Below are 21,707 nucleotides of genomic sequence, written 5' to 3' on the forward strand. Positions count from 1 at the left end.
AAGTGTCGATTTCGGAACTCTGAGACTCGGTACCTTTTTGCTTCCTCTTGGTATCTCCTCTCTTGTTCTATCTGTAATATAACACTTATAAATAGTGTTGTCAACAGTTTATTTTAAATTTTTTGAGAGTTCACTTTTTTACATTTTTGCAAAAAAAGAGAGCGAACAAATCGCTCTCTAAATTTTTTAGTTTTCGCCGCGGCGGCGTGCCAGTTCAGCTACGTTTGCCTCTACACGTTTCTTGTTCAGAGGATACAGGAAAAACAGAGCCAGAGCCACTGCTGTCAGACCGATAATCGGTACAATACAGGAAATCGTGAAGATTCCTTCTGTAACAGATGGGTCAAATGCTGTTGCACTTGTATATCCTACTAAGGAAAGCAGACTACCAATCATACCGGAAGAAAATGCCTGTCCCAGCTTTCTCGCAAAAGAGTAAACTGCATAAATAGTTCCATCTTCACGAATACCATTCTTTACTTCAGAATCGTCAATAACATCTGTAATCATAGCCCAGATAACTGTATTAAAGAATCCAAGTCCAATAAAGGACAGTACATAAAACAGTACATAAACCCATACATTATCCGGATGTACAATCAGACAAACTACATAGCAGGCTGCTCCGAAGATACAGGATACTGTAGACAATTCTTTCTTACCAAACTTTGCTGCCAGCTTACTTGCCAACGGAGCGCAGATAACCAGAATTGCTACACTACTCAGCAGAGATACAGCGGACTGTGCCTGCGTACTTCTGTAAACATTAGGGAATACATAAGCTGCCATTCCCTGCATGCCAAGCATAGCCAGAAGAAGCAAAATCGCTGCTGCAATAATTCCCAGAAGAGAACGGTTTGTAATCAGACTCTTTCCAAGAGCACCTAAATCCAGTTTCTGTTTATTCGCCTCAACTGGAACACGCTCGCGAACCAGGCTAAAGCAAAGAATATAGCAGATAAATGCACATACAGAGAACACACCTGCAATAATTGTCATACGGCTTCCGGAAAGAACTGGGTTGCCATCTACAGTTACATAAGCGATCAACGGTGTACCTGTACCAATTACAAGGCTGGCCAGAGTTGCACCTACAGAACGCCATGTAGATAAAGATGCTCTGTCTGTTGGGTCTGCAGAAACTGCAGAAGCCATAGAACCATAAGGAATATTAATGGATGTATAGAATACAGAACCCCATAACAGGTAAGTAACAATCATATACGCTACCTTAAATCCATAGGACATACCCGCAAGTCCTGACTGATACATCAGGAAACTGGCGATCGCCACGGGACCGCACATACGCTTAATCCACGGACGGAACTTACCGTCTTTTGTAGGTCTGGAACGGTCTACAATCTGTCCCATAGTAACATCTGTAAACGCATCTACAAAACGTGCTACCATCATGAGCATACCCACAACTCCTGCGGATAAGCCCATAATGTCTGTATAAAATTTCATCATAAACATTGAAGATAATATGAAGGTGAAGTCGTTACCAAAATCACCAAACATATAACCCAGTCTGTCCTTCATTCCGAATGCCGAAACGGACGAAGTATTTGTTCTTGCCATGCTTTTTTCTCCTTTTCCTGTTTTTAACTGCAAGTTTTAGTTCTTCTTAATCTGAATCAGTTTTGCATTTACACTTTCCACAAAACCTTCCGGAGCCAAATCCCCAGCCATTTCACCGAGTCTTTCCAGTGTCATGCCTTTCATCATATCCCACATACCTTCACCTGGAACGACCGTCATATTCATGGTCAATTTAATTGCTTTTGCAGCGATTCCGATTGCTTCCGGGCATTTTGCCAGTTCTTCTATGGTATCTTTGATGCTGTACATGCCTTCCGGGAATTCCATTGGAGCTTTTAAATCCATATCGCCAACTGTGCTGAACCAGTTTGCAACACCTTCTGCACGTTCATTTACTTCTGGAAGTACATAGATAGCAGGTTCTTTTTCTACTTTTTCCAGAGTCATGGTATCTTTCAGATCTCCTGCCTGTGCAGTGATGATGTTAAAGCCATCTTTTAAAGCTACCGTAAATACGAATACTTTATCAGCTGTCTGCTCTTCTACTTTTTCACCGTTTAAGAATAGTGTTACAGAAGGCTGGTTGGAATATACACGGATTTCTGTAGTTTCTCCGGCACGCTGTGCATAACGTTTTCCACACAGATGAACCATTGGTTCTTTATTCCAGTATGCTTTGTAGATATAGTAGCTGTCTTTCTTAATCTTTCTGTCCATGGTCACAAGACCTTTGTTATTTCTTCCGGCTACGCCACCTTCATCGCGTGCTGCACAGCCAAAGTCAAACATATTCCATACATGGCTGGACCAAATCCAAGGACGCTCATCTAATACTTTTGCCATATGTTCATGATACAGTGCCTGATACTCTTCACTGTAGTCCTTGCATGCAGGGTTTGGTCCGTGGTAAGTAATAATGCCTTCACATCCGTACTCAGAAACACCAAGACAGATGTTTGGATGAATCTTGTGGAAATTGTCAAGCCATGGGCCATTGTCTTCCATCTTTCCGCCGTACCATCCGAAATAATGGTTGTAGCTTTCTGTATCTGTAATATAGTGCATTGGTCCTTCAATTGGTGTCATTGATACGTGAGCAATGGTTGTCAGACGGCTTGGGTCAAGTTCTTTTGCCAGAGCATTTAATTCTTTATGATTTTCCACTAACTGTTCGGAAATACCACCGATGAGGATTTCGTTTGAAATTCCCCAGAAACAGATAGAAGGATGATTGTAGTTCTGGATAATCAGCTCTTTTAACTGGCTGATACAGTTTTGGTGAGCTTCCGGGTCTTTGTTCATCACACTGATAAACGGAATTTCAGCCCATACTACAAATCCCATTTCATCGCAGGCATCATAAAAATCCTGTGAATGCTGGTAGTGAGCCAGACGAATGGTGTTTGCACCCAGTTCTTTGATGATTTTTGCATCTTCAAAGTGGTCTTCTCTTGTCAGAGCATTTCCTTTATATAACTGGTCCTGATGACGGCTTACACCACGAAGCGGTGTTTCTGTTCCATTGATGATAAATCCCTTGTTCGGGTCACAGGAGAAGCTGCGGACACCTACGCGAGCAGAGATTTCATCGTAAGTTTCGTTTCTTCTTTCCAGTCTTGCTGTAACTGTGTAAAGGTAAGGTGTATCAATATCCCATTTCTTCACATCCGGAACGTATACCGTTACTGCTGTGCTGTCTGCCGGACGGCATGCGCTTGCAACTTCTTTTCCTTCCGCGTCACAGATAGAATATAATACAGTAAAGTTTTCATCTGCTTCTTTTACATAAGAAACAATGTCGAATGTTGCACCGCCGCAGTCACATGGCTTTGGTGTAACCTGAATTCCAGGGCCTCCGTAATATTCCAAATCAAAGTGTGCGTCCGGTACGCTGATAAGGTTTACACCTCTGTACAGACCGCCGTAGAAAGTAAAGTCTGCAGACTGTGGATATACACTTTCTTTTCTTTCATTGCTGCAGGCTACAACCAGAAGGTTTTCTCCTTCTTCTTTGCACACCTCTGTAATGTCTGCACGGAAAGTTGAATATCCGCCTTCATGATATACCACTTCTTTTCCGTTTACATAAACAGTCGCCTGCTGTCCCGCTGCCAGAAATTCCACAAATACTTTTCCGCCGCCCAATGGCTGTTTCGGAGTTGCAAATGTCTTTGCATACCAATATCTGCCTTTATCGTAACCGCCGTTTCCGTCATGTCCGTCAATGGCATTCCAGGTATGAGGAAGGCTTACTGTCTGCCAGTCTGTCGGCATAACTTCCGGAAGTCCGGCATCCTGCTGAATAAAAGCCCAGTCATTGTTTAAATTAATCACTCTACGCATAGCTTTCTCTCCTTTTCCTTGTGTTCTTTGGATATTTTCGTAGATTTATTTTAAGCCTTTTTGTATAATATTATATGTAATTTTATGCGAAAATAATAGTGATGATTTTTATGGTTTTTTGCACGATTTTCAGATTGTAAGAGGAATGCTTATGAAATATGACGAATTAGTTGATTTGACACAGAATATCTTACAGACAAACTACCTGTCCACATATCGCCTGAATCTGTCCGACGAAACTTTTGAGCATATTGACATGGGTCTGCGCAGCGATATTCTGAACTTAAAAGATACCTCCGATTCTTTTCGGGAGCTTTTTCAAAAGGCACAGCCCGGTAAGATTTATTTTAATACGGATATTTTCCGCTGCACCTTTGTTTATCTGCTTCTTCCGGATAAAGAAACGATTTTCTACTGCGGTCCTGTTTTGTTTGAAAAAATTCAAGGGGAACGTTTTAACGAAATTTTTGCCTCTGTCTCTCTTCCGGAAGAGCTGAGAGAACCTTTGCAGCACTACTATCAGCGCCTTCCCTTCCAAGCGTCTTACTCCATGTTTGAAAGTCTGTTTCTGGAACTTGGGAAAGCCATGTATAAAGAACAATGTGAAGTTATCTATTCCAATGCAGACTTTTTCGACCACTGGGACAATACCTACAAAAATTATATTCGCAGCGCTGAACATCCTTTTTCCAATATTGATGTCATTGAAGACCGCTACGAATCCGAAAATATACTGATGAGCGCAGTCTCCTCCGGACGGGAAAGCCGGGCTCTGGAATTAACTTCCCGCTTCGGAAGCCTTTACCTTCCCCAGCGCACCTCCAACAGCTTACGAGACGTGAAGGATTATACCATTACCATGAATACCCTTTTGCGCAAAGCTACGGAACATGCCGGTGTACACCCTGTCCACATTGATGCATATTCCAACCATAATGTTTCCACACTGGAAAAACTCACCTCCGTGGAGCAGGTCTTCGAGCACCAGCGAAAAATCGTACTGGGCTACTGCCGGATTGTAAAGGAACACCAGCACAAGGTACACTCCCCTCTGCTGAAAAAGGTTTTGGCTTATATGGAAACCGACCTGAGCGCAGACCTGACACTGAAAACCCTGTCCGAGCACCTGGGGGTCAATGCCAGCTATCTGTCCACCCTTTTTTCCAAAGAAATAGGAATTTCTCTCACAGATTATGTGACAAATCTGAGGATTTCATATGCCAAAACCCTTCTGGCCAAGACAGATGTTCCGATTAAATCCATTGCGGAAAGGTGCGGTATTGCAGACATTCACTACTTTACCAGGCTGTTCAAGCGTATCTGCGGCATGACACCCAACGCCTACCGGAAATCCCCTGACCAGACCGTTTCTGACGAATAAGCTGCAAACTGCCGCTGTTCCGCTTACAGACTCTTATGCAGAAGCTCCAGTGCAGTTTTTAAGTCCTCCACTGCCATCTGACCGGGAGCAGAAGCTTTTCCTGCTGCTCCAAAGGTCAATGCAGAGCCAAAGACTTCTCCGCACAGGCGGCTTAACACTCCGGTTCCTGCCATAGACATGGTAATCACCGGGCGGTCTGCATACACGCTTGTCATTTCTTCCGTGGCTGCAAGAAGTGTCAATACATCCTTTTTATTCTGCGGCATAACTGCAATCTTCGGAATATCCGCTCCCAATTCCTGCATTTTGCACAGACGTTTTAACAACTCTTCCTTATCCGGCGTCTTATGGAAATCATGGTTTGAAACAATGACCTTGGCACCGCATTGGTGCGCTGTTTTTACAATCTGTCTGACCTCCTCATCTCCGGTAAAGAGCTCTGCATCCACCAAATCCACACTTCCGCTTTCTGCCATCTCCTGATTCAAACGGACATACGCTTCGGTTTCCATGGCTTTTTCCCCGCCCTCTTTTGATGTTCTAAATGTAAAAAGAAGGGGCAGGTCACCCAGCGTCTGCCTAAGTAATCCGGCTGTCTCCCTGGTCTTTTCCAAATGGAATACCTCCTCATACCAGTCTGCGCGCCATTCTGCCACATCTGCTCCGATTTCCCGGATACGGGCTCCGGCTGCAAGGATTTCTTCTCTTGTGACGCCCACAATGGGAACACAGATTTTCGGGATTCCCTCTCCGATTTTTACATTTCTGACTACTACTGGATTCATCTTATATCCTCCTCGTTTTCTGCTTGCTTCTCTTATTCATACTTAATATCCAAAATTTCCTTCATATACTCTATCGGCATAGGCTGTCCGGTCCACAGTTCAAAGGCCGCTGACCCCTGGAACAACATCATACCAAGACCATTCATCGTCTTACAGCCGGCTTCTTTTGCCATTTTAAGAAGAGCGGTTTCTCTTGGGAAGTATACAATATCTATGACAATTAAATCCGGACGGAAAAAGGATTTGTCCGGAATATAGGTCTGCCCCTCTAAGGGTTTCATTCCTACTCCCGTGGCATTGGTAAACAGATAACTGTCTTCCATCTCTTCTTTTAACTTATCCAAATCAGCCAGGTCATATAAAGCAGCTTTACATTCTGTATTTTCATTAATCTTCTTTACCGTTTCAACTGCATTGTCCCAGAATTTATCTCTTGCATTGAAAATAGATATCTCTTTTACTCCGTCCAGCGCTGCCTGTACCTGAATGGCTGTGGCTGCTCCTCCGGCGCCGACAATGGTCATTTTCTTTCCAATTACATCAATGTGATTATCCTTTAACGCCGCCATATATCCGATACCATCCGTAATATGTCCGGTCAACACTCCGTTGTCATTGACAATCGTGTTTACTGCTTTACACATTTCTGCTGCCGGAGAAGGCTTGTCCAGATACTTATGTACCACTGTCTTATTAGGCATGGACACATTTGAGCCTCTCATTTTCAATGCGCGAAGTCCCTTGACCGCATCCTCCAGAGAGTCGTTATCCACTTCAAATGCAATATATGCATAATCAAGTCCCAGATTGGCAAATGCTTCGTTGTGCATGGCCGGGGAACTGGAATGTCTGATAGGATATGCCATCAGTCCGATTAATTCTGTGTGACCTGTAATTCTTTCTGCCATGTTTATTTTCCTCCATTCATAACGGTATCTGTCTGTACCTTTTGACTTTGTTAATTACTAAACAACTTAGCTGCTCTTAATTATAATCCAGTCCGCCGGATAGTTCTAATACATCTTTTTACCTTTTTCGATACCTTTATGCTATTAATTGTGTTATAATGTCTGACAGGAGGAATTTGATATGACATTAAATCAGTTATTATATTTCCGGACAGTTGCCGCACATCAGCATTTCCGGCAGGCTGCCGCAGAACTTAATATTTCCCAGCCTTCCCTAAGCCGCTCTATTGCTTCCCTGGAAGAGGAGCTGAACATCATTCTTTTTGAACGGCAGGGACGCAATGTGCGGCTTACCAAATACGGGCGAATCTTTCTGGAACACGCAGAGCGGATTCTGCAGGAGACGGAGACTGCCCTCTTTCGTATGCACCAGCTTGCCCAGGATGAGGGACACGTTGATATTGCATATGTCTTTCCCCTGGCGAACCGCTATATCCCTCATACTGTAAGGCGTTTTTTAAGCCAGGAACGCTATAAGAACATTACCTTCAGCTTCCATCAGCTCCACACACCCCAACTGATTGAAGGACTGAAAAAGGAGCTCTTTGACCTTGTGTTCTGTTCCTATATGGAAAACGAACCAAATATTAAGTTTATTCCTATTATCCACCAGAATATGACCGTCATCACGCCCAAGGGACATCCGCTGTGCGCCAAAGACGCGGTTTCCCTGTCTGAACTTAGCGCCTATCCGCTGATTGGGTATGACAAAAGCTCCGGTCTGGGAAAATATACGCGGCAGATATTTTCTTCCCACGGAATCACCCCGAATTTCATCTGCGAGTCCCCTGATGAAAACGCCATCTCTGCCCTTGTGGAGGAAGATTTCGGCATAGCCCTGGTGGCAGATACGGAGGCCATCCGCAAACGCAATATCCGGATTCTGCCGCTTCGTGACATACATCTGGTTCATACCGTTTATCTGGCCTATCTAAAAGACCATTATATGATTCCGGCGGTCCGGAATTTTCTCCAGTTTATCATAAAGGACGGGACACATCTGTAATTGGTGTCCCTGCCGGAGGTTTTCTGGTACAACGAATCTTAAACTAGTATTTTCCATATAAGGCTTTTACATATTCTGCGAATTTTTCTACAATGGGAGTCTGATAATTCTCCTTGGACAGCGCCATATAGATGTAACGCTGATACCGGGGCGAGCGCAGCTTCAGCACTTCCACATTCATATTTTTAAGAAGGGGAATATCCGGCATGACCGCAATACCGAAATTCTGTGCTACAAGCCCGGCCATTGCACCGTCTTCCTCTATTTCATAAGCAATCTGGGGTCTGATTTTCGCCATTTCAAAGAGCCTGTCCACCACCGGCCGAAGGCCGCTTCCCTGTGTAAAATAAATCTGCGGATAAAGGGCAGCCTCTTCCAAATCCACTTCCCCTCTTCCGGACAGAGGATGTTGTTTCGGTATGACTACAACCAGATTCTGTGTTCCTACTGGTGTAAAGCTGACTTCCGGTTCATTCTCCATCATGGAACAGAAGGCAATATCATACTTTTCATCCTTCAGCCCCTGGATAAGTTCTGACGTATTCCCCACGGTAAAATGAAACTCTGTTTCCAGTTCTTCATGACTTCGCAGAAAATCCCCCACCAGACGAGGCACAAATTCACTGCCCAGTGTATAGATATATGCCAAATCAATGACCCCTTTGGTCTGTCCCGCCATCCCCTTTGTCTTAGAGACTCCCAGTTCCAGTACATTCATGGATTCCTCCACATACCCCAGGAAAAATCTCCCATACTTTGTCAGTACCACATTTCTTCCCTGCTTGCGGAACAACTTTACACCCAGTTCTTCCTCCAGTCCGGCAATTGCATGACTCAGCGTTGGCTGAGAAATTCCAATCTCTTCTGCCGCTTTTGTGTAATGCTCCAAACGTGCCAGTGCCACAAAATAATTTAACTGATGCAGCTTCATACAACTCACTCCCTTCTCACCTTTTTATACAGAATACCATAACTAATAGTTAATTTCTATAGATATTAATAAAAATATGCATTTGTTTTATGGTTTATTTTTCCCTATAATACGGTCAGAACATAGATTGTTAATCAAATATCAAATCCAGAAAACAGGAGGAGTTCCTTATGAAAAGCATGTACAAACACATCTTTGAACCACTGACCATCCGCCGCATGACGATGAAAAACAGAATTATGATGACACCCATGGGTACAAACTACGGTGAACAAAGCGGCGAGATGAGCTTTCTTCATATTAATTATTACGAGCAGCGCGCCAGAGGCGGCACCGGTTTAATTATGGTAGAAAATGCAAACGTAGATTACCCGCTGGGTTCCAACGGAACCACCCAGCTCCGCATTGACCATGACAATTATCTTCCGCGTCTGTTCAAATTAACAGAAACTGTCCACAAACACGGCGCCTGTATCGGTATTCAGATTAACCATGCCGGGGCTTCGGCTCAGTCTGCCCGTACCCAGATGCAGCCGGTCTCTGCCTCTGACATTCCTTCCAAAGCCGGAGGTGAAATTCCGCGCCCGTTAGAGAAAGAAGAAATTCTTCAGATTGTAAAAAAATACGGACAAGCGGCAAAACGGGCTCAGGCTGCCGGATTTGATACTGTAGAAATTCACGCCGGACATTCCTACCTCATCAGCCAGTTTTTATCTCCGCTTACCAACCACCGGACAGACGAATTCGGCGGAAGCGCTGAAAATCGCGCCCGCTTTGCCCGTATGGTTCTGGAGGAAGTCCGCGCACAGGTTGGGCCGCATTTCCCCATCTTCGTGCGAATCAGCGCCGATGAATTTCTGGAAGGCGGCAACACTCTGGAGGATACTCTGGATTACCTTCAATATTTCCAGGAAGAAGCCGACGTTATCGACGTATCTGCGGGACTGAACAGTTCTATTCAGTATCAGATTGACGCCAACTATCTGCCGGACGGCTGGCGCTCTTACATGGCAAAAGCAGTAAAAGAACGCTACGGAAAACCTTGTGTAACTACGGGAAATATCCGAAATCCCCAGGTTGCGGAAGACATTCTTGCAAAAGGCGACGCGGACATCATCGGTATGGGACGGGGACTGATTGCAGACCCGGACTGGGTAAACAAAGTGGAATTCGGAGATGTCTGTGATATCCGCAAATGTATTTCCTGCAACATCGGGTGCGCCGGAAACCGAATCGGCATTAACCGTCCTATCCGCTGTACTGTAAATCCTGCCGTTCTCCACGGAGAAGTCTACAAAAAACAACGGGTTTCCAAGCCCTGCAATGTCGTTGTAATCGGAGGCGGAACTGCCGGCCTTGAGGCTGCCTGTACAGCCGCCGAAGTGGGATGTACAACCTTCCTCATTGAGAAAAAACCGTATCTTGGCGGATTGGCTGCAGAGATTTCCAAGATTCCGGACAAAAAACGTCTGGCAGATTTCCCCAATTACCTGATCCACCGTGCGCACAAATTAAAAAACCTGTTTGTGTTTACCCAGACTGAAGCTACCACCGAATTTATCAAAAACCTGAAGCCTAACATCCTTGTCAATGCTACAGGCTCTCTCCCGCTGCTTCCTCCCATTGCCGGGCTTCACGACACACTGGGCAAACCCGGAAGCCATGTGTACTCTATTTTTGATATGATTCAGCATGTAGACCAGTATCCGGAGGATATGACCGGAAAGAAAGTCTGCGTCATCGGCGGCGGTGCCGTAGGACTGGACGTGGTGGAGTTCTTTGCTCCGCGGGGCGCAGAAGTCTCTATCGTAGAAATGCTCCCTGCAATCGGAAACGGAATTGACCCCATATCCAAGGTCGGCACCTTTGCCCTGATGGATAAATACCATGTCCGCCAAATGCCTAACACCGCATTGAAAGAAGTCCGGGACGATTCTTTCCTGGTGGAAACCCCGGAAGGCAAAGAAACTTTAAACTTTGATTACGGATTTGTCTGCCTCGGAATGAAAGCCAACACACCGGTTCTGGCTGAGCTCCAGAACGCCTTTGGTGACGAAATTGAAGTTATCAACATTGGTGACAGTGTCCGGGCGAGACGTATCATTGAAGGTACAGACGAAGGACGCAACATCCTAAACACACTGGAAAAACACGGATATTTATAAAAACACAGAATATGGGTCTGGTACACCTTGCGTCGTGCACCAGACCCATACTTTATTTTTATAAATCCAGTTTCAAATCATTTTCTCCAATCCATCCTTTCTTTCTGAAAGGTATGGCAATGACACAGGTCAGCACTGCGGGCAGTACAAAGCAGATAAGAATCATGCCAATCCAGTCCATGGGGGTAATCGCTGCTTTGGCGCCGCTTGCCATATCCTGTACCCAGCCTGTATACACACCTATCTGTCCCACAAAGCCACAGGTTCCCATACCGGAAGCAACTGCCGCTCCGTTCATTTCCATATGAAACAGGCAGGTGGCCATCGGTCCGGTAATCGCTGAAGCCAAAGTCGGTGGAAGCCAGATTTTCGGATTTCTCACAATATTTCCCATCTGCAGCATGGAGGTTCCGATTCCCTGGGCAAAAAGACCACCCCACCGGTTTTCCTTAAAACTCATCACTGCAAAGCCCACCATCTGGGCACAGCAGCCTGCCACTGCCGCTCCACCGGCCAGACCGGTAAGAGAAAGAGCTGCACAGATTGCCGCGCTGCTGATAGGAAGTGTCAGTGCAATCCCTACTATGACGGAAACCAAAATACCCATAAAAAACGGCTGCAGTTCTGTTGCCCACATAATGGCATTTCCTACGCTGCTGGCTGCGTAGCCGATAGCGGGTGCCCACCAAAGAGACAACAGTACACCCACGGCAATAGATACAAAAGGTGTTACAATAATATCTATTTTTGTCTCCTTGGAAACCAGCTTGCCTGCTTCCGCCGCAAAAATAGTTACAATCAGAACTGCCAGCGGGCCTCCCGCACCGCCCAGCTCATTGGCCGCCATGCCTACGGCTGTCAGCGAAAACAGCACCAGGGGCGGACACTGCAATGCATAGCCTATGGAAATAGCCATAGCTGCACCTGTGGCTCCTTTGGCATAAGTTCCCACGGTTACCAGAATATCAATGCCCAACTGCTCCCCCAGGGTACTGATAATCGTCCCGATAAGCAGAGAGGCAAATAACCCCTGTGCCATGGCGCTTAAAGCGTCAATCCCATATCGCTTGGCAGAAAAAATGATGTTTTTTCTTCTCAAAAATTCTTTCATGAATGGATTCTCCTTCCTTCTGACGTCTTCTTTGTTTTACTGTCTTGTTTACTGTCTTGTCAGTCAGGTTCTATTATCCATATTTTTCCGGAGTTCGTCAAGTAGGAAAATCGTCTCTGTTTGGCGAGGTTTATGGTTATCAGAATTCCTCCGCTTTTCTTCCTTATCTTGAAATATTTGCCTGAAACGGCGTGAATTGCTTTTAGATGTGACTAAATCTACGGAAAAAATTACAGTTCCATTTTTTCCTGAAATTCCTCTACAGATTCAACTTTTGCTGCAAGTCTTGTCCAAAAGGCCAGCGTTTTCATATCGGTTTCTCCGAGAATTTTTTCTTTCAGATTTTCCGGTACTGTCCCGCATTCTTCCAGCATTTCCAACAAAATATCTGTTCTTCCTTCTCTTCGTTCATCTCTCAGCATCTCTTCTAAAACCATAAAACGCTCCTCCATTTCTCTGCTGGATTTTACCCGAGCGATAAATTCCTGAAGCTGTCGGATATAAGAATCATGAAAATCAGTCTGACTGTCTTTTAAATCTGCCTTGACAAATTTCAGAAAAGTAATCAGTTCTTTTGGAACCTCTTCGTCATTTTCCCCACAGGTACTTAAAAATACAATATGACGACAGTCTCCAAACTGTACTTTTTCTTTGCACTTCATTTCAAAGGTGTACCGGTACTGCTTTTCCCCAAATGGGTCAAAATCACAGATAAAAATAACATAACTGCTGGGAAGCATCTCGTATTCACTGCCCGCCAAAAGCATTTCCATGTCCATCTGACTTTGGTAATAACGGCTTCGTTTTCCCAGCGCTTTTTTCTTTGTCACCTGCATTTCTATATTATAGCAGGTCTGCGCTTCATCTTTTGCATATACATCTAACCGGACTCCCTTGTATTCAGGGTGGTAGACTATACTTTTTTCACGGCTTACCCGAACATAGTCAATTTTTATATCCAGCGCTCTTTCCAAAAGCCCCTTACAGTTATCTTCATTCATCATCACTGCACCAAACAGGAAATTATCTTTAATTGTAAGATTTTCCAATCGTTGTTTTTTCATAATAATCCTCCCTAAAAGCAGAGGAATTCCTTAATAAAAAGTATAACATATGAACTTTGAAAAACAACCCCTCTTTCCTCTGGATTTATGAAATTTTGATGAACAATACAAAAAACCCTTGCACATGACGTAACGTCACCCTATATAATAGAGTTATCATAAACTCAGAGACTAAACATGAATAAAAAACAAAGGAGATTTCAATTATGAAAGGTATTATCTTAGCCGGCGGTTCAGGAACCCGCCTTTACCCCCTGACTATGGTAACTTCCAAGCAGTTACTTCCTATTTATGACAAACCAATGATTTACTATCCGCTGTCTGTGCTGATGAATGCAGGAATCCGTGAAATCCTCATCATCTCCACCCCTCAGGATACCCCTCGTTTCCAGGAACTCTTAGGAGACGGCCATCAGTTCGGCGTACAGCTTTCCTATGCCGTACAGCCAAGCCCGGACGGACTGGCGCAGGCCTTTATCATCGGCGAAGAATTTATCGGAAACGATTCTGTTGCCATGGTACTGGGTGACAACATTTTTGCAGGACACGGTCTGAAAAAACGCTTAAAAGCAGCCGTGGAAAACGCAGAAACCGGCAGAGGCGCCACCGTATTCGGCTACTATGTAGACGACCCGGAACGCTTCGGTATCGTAGAATTCAACCAGGACGGCAAAGCCATTTCCATCGAAGAAAAACCGGAACATCCAAAGAGCAACTACTGTGTCACCGGACTTTACTTCTACGACAGCAAAGTTGTGGAATACGCGAAAAACTTAAAGCCAAGCAAACGAGGCGAACTGGAAATCACAGACTTAAACCGTATTTACCTGGAAGAAGGCTGCTTAAACGTGGAACTTCTGGGACAAGGCTTTACCTGGCTGGATACCGGAACCCACGAAAGCCTTGTGGAAGCTACCAACTTTGTTAAAACTATCGAAGACCACCAGCACCGCAAAATTGCCTGCCTGGAAGAAATCGCCTACTTAAACAACTGGATTACCAAAGACGATGTTCTGAAGGTTTACGAAGTGTTAAAGAAAAACCAGTACGGCCAGTATTTAAAAGACGTTCTGGACGGCAAATATCTGGACAGCCTGCACTAATTTCAGGGTCTGTCCCAAAAGAAAACATATTCTTTCCCCTTTGGGAATAAAATAAAAAGCAAATAAGGAGATTTTTACTATGACTATTATTGTTACCGGCGGCGCCGGATTTATCGGAAGCAACTTTATTTTCCACATGCTGGACAAGTACCCGGACTACAGAATCATCTGTCTGGACTGCCTGACTTATGCAGGTAACTTATCCACTCTTGCACCTGTTATGGACAACCCGAATTTCCGTTTTGTAAAAGAAAGTATCACAGACAGAGAAGCCGTTTACAAATTATTTGAAGAAGAACACCCTGATATGGTGGTAAACTTTGCTGCGGAAAGTCATGTAGACCGTTCCATTGAAAATCCGGAAGTCTTCCTGGATACCAACATCAAAGGAACTGCTGTGCTCATGGACGCCTGCCGCAAATACGGTATTCAGCGTTATCATCAGGTTTCCACTGACGAAGTATACGGCGATTTGCCCCTTGACCGCCCGGACTTATTCTTCACAGAAGAAACCCCTATCCATACCAGCAGCCCTTACAGCTCCTCCAAAGCAGGCGCTGACCTTCTGGTACTGGCTTACCACCGCACCTACGGCCTGCCTGTGACCATCAGCCGCTGCTCCAACAACTACGGCCCCTATCATTTCCCGGAAAAACTTATTCCGCTGATGATTGCCAACGCATTAAATGACAAACCCCTTCCTGTATACGGAAAAGGCGAAAATGTCCGCGACTGGCTGTATGTAGAAGACCACTGCAAAGCCATTGATCTGATTATCCACAAAGGACGCGTGGGCGAAGTTTACAACATCGGCGGTCACAATGAAATGAAAAACATTGACATTGTAAAAATCATCTGCAAAGAACTGGGCAAACCGGAAAGTCTGATTACTTATGTCACAGACAGAAAAGGCCACGATATGCGTTATGCCATTGACCCGACTAAAATTCACAACGAACTGGGCTGGCTGCCGGAAACCAAGTTCGCAGACGGTATCAAGAAAACCATCCAGTGGTATCTGGACAACAAGGAATGGTGGGAAACTATCATCTCCGGCGAATATCAGAATTATTATGAAAAGATGTACGCAAACCGCTAAACAGGAGGTAGTGTAAATGAAAGTTTTAGTTACAGGTGTTGCTGGGCAGCTTGGACATGACGTAATGAACGAACTGGCAAAACGCGGCTATGAAGGTATCGGTTCCGATATCAAAGAAGTTTACAGCGGTATTTCAGACGGAACTGCCGTAGAAACCATGCCTTATGTACAGATGGATATTACAGACCGCGCCTGCGTGGAACGTGTGCTGAAAGAAACAGCGCCGGATGTGGTGGTACATTGTGCTGCCTGGACTGCCGTGGATTTGGCAGAAGAGGAAGACAAAAAACCTGTCGTTGAAGCCATCAATGCCACAGGTACAAAGTACATTGCCGACGTGTGCAAAGAGCTGAACTGCAAAATGGTTTACATCAGCACGGACTATGTCTTTGACGGACAGGGAACGGAACCCTGGCTGCCGGACTGCAAGGACTACAAACCTTTAAACGTATACGGAGAAACCAAACTGGCCGGAGAACTGGCTGTTTCCGAAACTCTGGAAAAATATTTCATTGTCCGTATTGCCTGGGTATTCGGCAAAAACGGCAAGAACTTCATCAAAACCATGCTGAATATAGGAAAGACACATGAACTCCTCACAGTAGTAGACGACCAGATTGGTACGCCAACCTACACCTTTGACCTGGCTGTGCTGCTGGTAGATATGATTGAAACGGAAAAATACGGCTACTATCATGCAACCAACGAAGGCGGTTATATCAGCTGGGCAGATTTTGCCAAAGAAATCTTCCGCCAGGCTGCAGAAGCCGGGCATCCGGAATATGAAAAAGTAACCGTAAAACCTGTTACCACAGAAGAATACGGCATTTCCAAAGCAAAACGTCCTTTCAACAGCAGACTGGATAAGAGCAAGCTGGTGAAAAATGGCTTTACTCCTCTTCCAACCTGGCAGGACGCTGTAAAACGCTACTTAGCAGAGCTTGATTTTTAAAACAATACAAAGAAAAGGAGCGGAAACATATGGGACAGATTAAAGTAAGCAAATGCCCGATTGAAGGGCTTTATGTTATCGAACCGGCTGTACACGGAGATTCCAGAGGTTATTTCATGGAAACCTACAACCAGAAAGACATGGAAGAAGCCGGGCTGAACATGAAATTCGTGCAGGATAACCAGTCCTGCTCTACCAAAGGCGTGCTGCGCGGCCTGCACTTCCAGAAAGAATTTCCACAGGGAAAACTGGTTCGCGTTATCAAAGGAACTGTTTTTGACGTGGCTGTAGATTTGCGAAGCGGCAGTAAAACTTACGGAAAATGGTTCGGTATCGAATTATCCGAAGAAAACAAGAAACAGTTCTACATCTCCGAAGGTTTTGCTCACGGCTTCCTGGTACTCAGCGATGTAGCAGAATTCTGCTACAAAGTGACCGATTTCTATCACCCGGGAGACGAGGGCGGTCTGGCTTGGAATGACCCGGAAATCGGCATTGTCTGGCCACAGTTAAAAGGGGAATATCAGGGCAATGCATCTGCAGAAGGTTACACTCTGGAAGACGGCACAGCGCTGAACTTAAGCGACAAAGACCAGAAATGGGCGCCGCTGAAAGATACTTTTAAATTTTAATTTCATATAGAAACTCATAGAGAAATTTTGAGTAAAAAGTACCGCACGGACACTCTGAGAATATAAATATTTTCACAGTTGTCCATGCGGTACTTTTCACTTCCAGATAATTCCCAGTTTCTCAAAGACCGGATAAAGATAACTTGCCCCAAAGCAATTCAGCTTCTTCGGCCCCTTTACCGTGCCCTCTGTCTTCTGCAATTCCAATGCTTTTTCAAAAGCCAGGCTGATGCTTGCTCTGGTAATGGATTTATCCTTTCTATTGACAAACATTTCATTTCCCCTGATTTCATATACAAATTCCAGGTTTTTTACGGTATAAAAGGGACAGCCCTGGAAAACTGTCAACGTCTTCCAAAGCAGTTCTTCCAAATGCTCTTTGTCCTCCTGCCGCTCCACAGCAGTCTGTAATTCTTTGAGCAGACACTTCTGTTCCTCTTCTAACTGCACGCTTACACCTCCACTTGTCCGCTCTTTTCTGCTTTCCTCATCACCCATATATAATAAGGAATCAGAGGAATCAACGCTGCTATCCACGCTGCCGGGTCAGACATGCAGACCTGGGCAAATCCCGCGTTTGCCGCCGCAACAAATACAATAGCAGCTCTGGCCACCAATTCAAACACACCGCCCATCATAGGCACAAAACCATATCCCATACCCTGCAGCGCATTTCTGTAAAGGAAAATACTTCCCAGGAAAGGATACGCCCAGGAAACAATGTTAAAATAAATTTCTGCCGCATGAAGCACTTCCGTCTCAGCCGGGTCAATAAACAGGAATATCATATACTTTCCAAAGAAATGAATCACTGCCATCAATACCACACTGCACACCAGTATCATCATCTGTGTGAGACGCACTCCCTGTTTGACGCGGTCCATTTTCCCCGCGCCCCGGTTCTGCCCCACATAAGTGGCAATAGTAGCGCCGAAAGCCACAAACACCGTACAGATAATATTCTGAATTTTTCCTGCTGCCGAAAATCCCGCCATATACACAGCGCCATACACATTAATTGCCCCCTGTACAATAATCGTTCCAATGGCTGTAATGGAAAACTGCAGTCCCATGGGAATCCCCAGTCCCAAAAGTTTTTTGACGGTATTTACAGAAAATCGAAAATCCTCCTTTTTCAGCCTCAATACCGGAAATTTCTTGATTATGTAAACTAAACACAGCAGTGCAGAAATTCCCTGTGCAATTACCGTGGCATAGGCACATCCCTCTACACCCATATGAAAAATCACAATAAAAGCAATATCCAGAACCACATTAATAACAGCGGAAACAATCAAAAAATACAGCGGCGATTTGCTGTCTCCCAAGGCCCGCAGCACAGCTGCAAGAGCATTGTAAGCACAAGTCACCACAAGACCCGCATAAATAATAACCATATAACTGCTGATATCATCCAGCAAATTTTCCGGGGCATTCATTAAGCGTAAAATAGGTTCATTGGCCGCCAGAAGTCCTACGGTCATCACCACTACAAAAGCCACACAGATATAAATGGACATGGCAATAAAATGCCTCATTCTATCTGTCTTTCTGGCCCCGAACCATTGCGCTACCCACACAGAAAAACCGCTTGTCAGTCCATTTAGCCACCCGGTCACCAGAAAAATCAAAGAGCCGGTGCTCCCAATAGCCGCCAGAGCATCTACCCCCAGAAACTGCCCTGCAATAATAGAATCCGCAATATTATAAAACTGCTGAAAAATGTTCCCCAGACACATGGGAATCATAAACTGGATAATCAGCTTTATGGGACTTCCCTTTGTCATATCGTTTGTCATGTTTCTTCTCCTTTTCGCTCCTTTATAATTCTAGAGGAAGTATAGTACAAACTTTTTGTTTTTGCAATGTTATATTACCACAAAGTCAAGCAATTTTTCAGTTGGAAAAACCGCCTTTCGGGTGCTATACTTATCCTATACGACAAATGAATTTATTTTTTCAAGGAATATCTTATGTACCTGAAATATCCTTTTCCGGCTTTTCGGGGAAAACTCCGGCTCATCTTTGCCCTGCTTGTGCTGCCCCTTCTTCTGACTACGGGCTGCAGCGGCAGTGATACCGGAAATACTGCCTCTGACAAAGCCCAGAAAGACCAAGACAGCCCACAGACCCTCCGGGACAACATGCCGGAGGTACTGGTGCCCCATGTCTTATAAAAAAGGCGGAAAAATCATACAGCTAAATGAGGAACGAATGATGCCTGAGCAGTGCGAGAGCCTTATCCGGGAAATTTATGAACTGGCAGACCACAGAGATATCGGAAAGTTCCTGCAAACCGGTGATGATGATTTCTCTTTTACAGTAAAAGGCCTGTCCCGCTACCGGGTCAGTACTTACTTACATGCAGAGAGGTTCTCTGGCTGCAGTCATCCGTATGATTACCTTCAGCCTGCCAGACCCTTCTGTGCTTGGAATTCCGGAGCAGATTATTGACCTGGGAAATCTGAAAAAAGGACTGGTACTGGTTACAGGCCCTGCCGGAAGCGGCAAATCTACGACCCTGGCCTGCATCATCAATGCCATTAATGAAAACCAGGAGAAACACATCATCACTCTGGAAGATCCCCTGGAATTCCTTCACAAGCACAAAAAAAGCATTGTGAGCCAGCGTGAAATCAGTTCCGATACGGAAAGCTATGTAGTGGCTCTGCGTTCTTCCCTCCGTCAGAGTCCGGACGTCATTCTCTTAGGTGAAATGCGGGATTTTGAAACTATGTCTATTGCCATGACGGCTGCGGAAACCGGACATCTGGTCTTATCTACCCTGCACACCCTGGGGGCAGCCAACACGATTGACCGAATCATTGATGTTTTCCCTCCCAACCAGCAGAGGCAGATAGCCATACAGCTTTCTTCCGTTCTCCAGGCCGTGGTATCCCAGCAGCTTATTCCTTCTGCAGACGAATCAGGCATGCATGCGGCCTTTGAATTGATGACCGCCACCCCTGCCATCCGCAATATGATAAGAGAAAACAAAATTCCTCAGATTGACGGACTTGTATACTCCTCCTCTTCGGACACTATGTTTTCCATGGACAGCAGTATCCAGACCCTTTGCCGAACGGGACAGATTACCAAAGAGGAAGCTCTGGCCCATGCGGTCAATTCAGAAATGCTAAAGAGAAAACTTCTCTATAACTAAACAGAGACCGTTGCATGAAATGCAACGGTCTGCTGACCTGCCTGTAAAAACACTTCCCGGAATTTAGTTCCCGTTTGTGTGAAGATAAACGGAGTGGTCTTTCTCATGATACTAAAACGAATCTACAGGAGTTCTCTCCGGCAAAAATTGGGGTTCTTCCACCTCACTGATAATCCGGTGATGCCCTTCCAGACAAATCATACCGTCATTATCCTCTACTTTTGCGCCCAGACAGCTGACCATGACCTCGCCCTTCTGCGGATGTTTCCAGGCATATTCCAGCTGCGCCACCTTTCCCGTTTCAATCACACGCTTCACAGAACTATTCACATACTGATAATATCCCTGATGAATCCTTCCATACCAGTGCTGATAACACTCCTCCGGCGTGGGAATCCCTTCTACTCCCATAATTTCCAACATCACCCTGTCTGCATACATTTCATACTGATTTTTTTCCGGATTCATACGGATGACTCACAGTCCCAGACGAGTATTTTTCAGAATATCCCTCTGACGATAGTTGGAATTGAGCACCCCGTAAAAGCGCTGTAAGTCATCTGAATGCAAACAGCGGAAACGCTCCTCCTGAACTATCCGCTTCCGATACTCCTCCACTTCCGGCTTCATGTACAAAGCCTCAAATTTCTCCTTTTCATAAGGCTCGGCAAAAAGATATCCCTGTATCACATCCGGATGAAGTTCCATAAGACTGAACAATTCTTCCTCTTTCTCCACACCTTCACAGCATACCCGGATATGGACACTATGGGCCAATTCTATCACATTCCGAAGCAACTGGTAGTTATAGGCGCTGTTCTGAATCTGCCTCACAAAACAACGGTCTATCTTCACCTCGTCAATTTCTATACTCTTCAGATAGCTGAGACTGGAATATCCGGTTCCAAAATCATCTAAAGCAGTGCGTATATTTCTGCTGCGCATATCATTGAACTTTTCCCTGAAAATTTCCATGTTCTTAACCGCATAGCTTTCTGTCAGCTCTACAATAAGATTTTCGCAGCTAAACGCTTCTTCCTCAATGATTCTGTATAAATCCTCCAGAAAATGGTCTTCCAGAAACTGCAGTACAGAAATATTCACACTGACGGTAAAGTCCGGTTTCTTTTCCAGCCATTCCCTGCTGTCTCTGAATGCTTTATGCAGCATCCAGAGTCCGGCCCGGTAAATCATTCTGTGTCCCTCCATAAGAGGAATAAATTCTGCCGGAGAAACGACGCTGCCGTCTTCGTCCTTCCAGCGCATCAGTACTTCCACACCCTTGATGTCTCCCGTAATGAGATTCACCTGAGGCTGATAGTTCAGATAAAATCCCCTGTATCCCTGTACCTTGGCATGCTGCAGCGCATAATCCGCATAGCGGTACAGCTTCATCCACATACTTTCCATCTTCCGGATACATTGCACATCCTGCCGATATCTCTATATTCAGTCTCTGGGC

19 protein-coding genes and 1 pseudogene are annotated in these 21,707 nt (G+C 45.0%); 9 read left to right on the plus strand and 11 right to left on the minus strand.

Annotated elements, in window-relative coordinates:
• Positions 1 to 186: 186 nt before the first annotated feature.
• Positions 187 to 1,581, minus strand: coding sequence for an MFS transporter (locus WKT17_RS14520; RefSeq protein WP_291683478.1), 1,395 nt, complete (start codon positions 1,579 to 1,581; stop codon positions 187 to 189).
• Positions 1,582 to 1,617: 36 nt separating this feature from the next.
• Positions 1,618 to 3,885 (minus strand): glycoside hydrolase family 2 protein, encoded by a 2,268-nt coding sequence (locus WKT17_RS14525; protein WP_291683479.1) that lies wholly within the window; start codon positions 3,883 to 3,885, stop codon positions 1,618 to 1,620.
• 151 nt (positions 3,886 to 4,036) lie between these two features.
• On the opposite strand from WKT17_RS14525, the gene WKT17_RS14530 reads away from it, so the two are divergent.
• On the plus strand, positions 4,037 to 5,266 hold the full coding sequence (locus tag WKT17_RS14530) for an AraC family transcriptional regulator (protein ID WP_294580696.1): 1,230 nt from the start codon (positions 4,037 to 4,039) through the stop codon (positions 5,264 to 5,266).
• Between the two features lie 23 nt (positions 5,267 to 5,289).
• On the opposite strand, the gene aroD is transcribed toward WKT17_RS14530, so the two are convergent.
• Together aroD and WKT17_RS14540 are read right to left on the minus strand one after the other, a co-directional pair.
• Positions 5,290 to 6,051: a type I 3-dehydroquinate dehydratase gene (gene aroD / locus WKT17_RS14535; protein WP_173750109.1), complete on the minus strand. Its 762-nt coding sequence runs from the start codon at positions 6,049 to 6,051 to the stop codon at positions 5,290 to 5,292.
• 32 nt (positions 6,052 to 6,083) lie between these two features.
• On the minus strand, positions 6,084 to 6,959 hold the full coding sequence (locus tag WKT17_RS14540; RefSeq protein WP_294460387.1) for a shikimate dehydrogenase: 876 nt from the start codon (positions 6,957 to 6,959) through the stop codon (positions 6,084 to 6,086).
• 181 nt (positions 6,960 to 7,140) lie between these two features.
• Between WKT17_RS14540 and WKT17_RS14545 the strand changes: the two genes are divergently transcribed.
• A complete protein-coding gene (locus WKT17_RS14545) occupies positions 7,141 to 8,025 on the plus strand; it encodes a LysR family transcriptional regulator (protein WP_173750108.1) in 885 nt (294 codons plus the stop codon).
• Positions 8,026 to 8,068: 43 nt separating this feature from the next.
• On the opposite strand, the gene WKT17_RS14550 is transcribed toward WKT17_RS14545, so the two are convergent.
• On the minus strand, positions 8,069 to 8,956 hold the full coding sequence (locus tag WKT17_RS14550; RefSeq protein WP_173750107.1) for a LysR family transcriptional regulator: 888 nt from the start codon (positions 8,954 to 8,956) through the stop codon (positions 8,069 to 8,071).
• A gap of 170 nt (positions 8,957 to 9,126) precedes the next feature.
• Between WKT17_RS14550 and WKT17_RS14555 the strand changes: the two genes are divergently transcribed.
• Complete coding sequence (locus WKT17_RS14555) at positions 9,127 to 11,121, plus strand: oxidoreductase (protein ID WP_173750106.1); 1,995 nt, start codon at positions 9,127 to 9,129, stop codon at positions 11,119 to 11,121.
• A 58-nt stretch (positions 11,122 to 11,179) separates the two neighbouring features.
• Here WKT17_RS14555 and WKT17_RS14560 read toward each other — a convergent pair whose 3' ends face one another.
• Positions 11,180 to 12,232, minus strand: coding sequence for a PTS transporter subunit IIC (locus WKT17_RS14560; RefSeq protein WP_294460380.1), 1,053 nt, complete (start codon positions 12,230 to 12,232; stop codon positions 11,180 to 11,182).
• A 230-nt stretch (positions 12,233 to 12,462) separates the two neighbouring features.
• Positions 12,463 to 13,296, minus strand: coding sequence for an Rpn family recombination-promoting nuclease/putative transposase (locus WKT17_RS14565; RefSeq protein WP_294460377.1), 834 nt, complete (start codon positions 13,294 to 13,296; stop codon positions 12,463 to 12,465).
• A 206-nt stretch (positions 13,297 to 13,502) separates the two neighbouring features.
• Here WKT17_RS14565 and rfbA point away from each other — a divergent pair, with 206 nt between their 5' ends.
• From rfbA to rfbC, 4 genes are all read left to right on the plus strand, one after another.
• Entirely contained in the window at positions 13,503 to 14,399 is an 897-nt protein-coding gene (rfbA, locus tag WKT17_RS14570) for a glucose-1-phosphate thymidylyltransferase RfbA (protein ID WP_173750103.1), read from the plus strand.
• Between the two features lie 79 nt (positions 14,400 to 14,478).
• Positions 14,479 to 15,498, plus strand: coding sequence for a dTDP-glucose 4,6-dehydratase (gene rfbB, locus WKT17_RS14575; protein ID WP_173750102.1), 1,020 nt, complete (start codon positions 14,479 to 14,481; stop codon positions 15,496 to 15,498).
• A gap of 16 nt (positions 15,499 to 15,514) precedes the next feature.
• The gene (rfbD, locus tag WKT17_RS14580) at positions 15,515 to 16,450 is read left to right on the plus strand and encodes a dTDP-4-dehydrorhamnose reductase (protein ID WP_330026947.1); all 936 of its coding nucleotides are present in this window, start codon (positions 15,515 to 15,517) and stop codon (positions 16,448 to 16,450) included.
• Between the two features lie 29 nt (positions 16,451 to 16,479).
• Positions 16,480 to 17,082, plus strand: coding sequence for a dTDP-4-dehydrorhamnose 3,5-epimerase (gene rfbC, locus WKT17_RS14585; RefSeq protein ID WP_173750100.1), 603 nt, complete (start codon positions 16,480 to 16,482; stop codon positions 17,080 to 17,082).
• A gap of 96 nt (positions 17,083 to 17,178) precedes the next feature.
• Here rfbC and WKT17_RS14590 read toward each other — a convergent pair whose 3' ends face one another.
• Together WKT17_RS14590 and WKT17_RS14595 are read right to left on the minus strand one after the other, a co-directional pair.
• Complete coding sequence (locus WKT17_RS14590) at positions 17,179 to 17,532, minus strand: hypothetical protein (RefSeq protein ID WP_226853732.1); 354 nt, start codon at positions 17,530 to 17,532, stop codon at positions 17,179 to 17,181.
• A 2-nt stretch (positions 17,533 to 17,534) separates the two neighbouring features.
• Positions 17,535 to 18,881, minus strand: a complete 1,347-nt coding sequence (locus WKT17_RS14595; RefSeq protein WP_226853730.1) for an MATE family efflux transporter — start codon at positions 18,879 to 18,881, stop codon at positions 17,535 to 17,537.
• Positions 18,882 to 19,055: 174 nt separating this feature from the next.
• Between WKT17_RS14595 and WKT17_RS14600 the strand changes: the two genes are divergently transcribed.
• Together WKT17_RS14600 and WKT17_RS14605 are read left to right on the plus strand one after the other, a co-directional pair.
• Positions 19,056 to 19,259 carry a hypothetical protein gene (locus WKT17_RS14600; protein ID WP_173750099.1) on the plus strand — a complete coding sequence of 68 codons (204 nt, stop codon included), beginning with the start codon at positions 19,056 to 19,058 and terminating at the stop codon, positions 19,257 to 19,259.
• Positions 19,246 to 20,245 (plus strand): annotated as a pseudogene (locus tag WKT17_RS14605) (type IV pilus twitching motility protein PilT); the annotation flags it as partial. The gene WKT17_RS14600 and the pseudogene WKT17_RS14605, both read left to right, overlap by 14 nt.
• A 111-nt stretch (positions 20,246 to 20,356) precedes the next feature.
• Here WKT17_RS14605 and WKT17_RS14610 read toward each other — a convergent pair.
• Positions 20,357 to 20,713, minus strand: a complete 357-nt coding sequence (locus tag WKT17_RS14610; protein ID WP_173750097.1) for a PAS domain-containing protein — start codon at positions 20,711 to 20,713, stop codon at positions 20,357 to 20,359.
• A gap of 9 nt (positions 20,714 to 20,722) precedes the next feature.
• Positions 20,723 to 21,646, minus strand: coding sequence for an EAL domain-containing protein (locus WKT17_RS14615; protein ID WP_291683487.1), 924 nt, complete (start codon positions 21,644 to 21,646; stop codon positions 20,723 to 20,725).
• Positions 21,647 to 21,707 lie beyond the last annotated feature (61 nt).

This window comes from Blautia sp. HCN-20427 (genome assembly GCF_037890365.1).
In the GTDB taxonomy this organism is placed as follows: domain Bacteria; phylum Bacillota; class Clostridia; order Lachnospirales; family Lachnospiraceae; genus Blautia.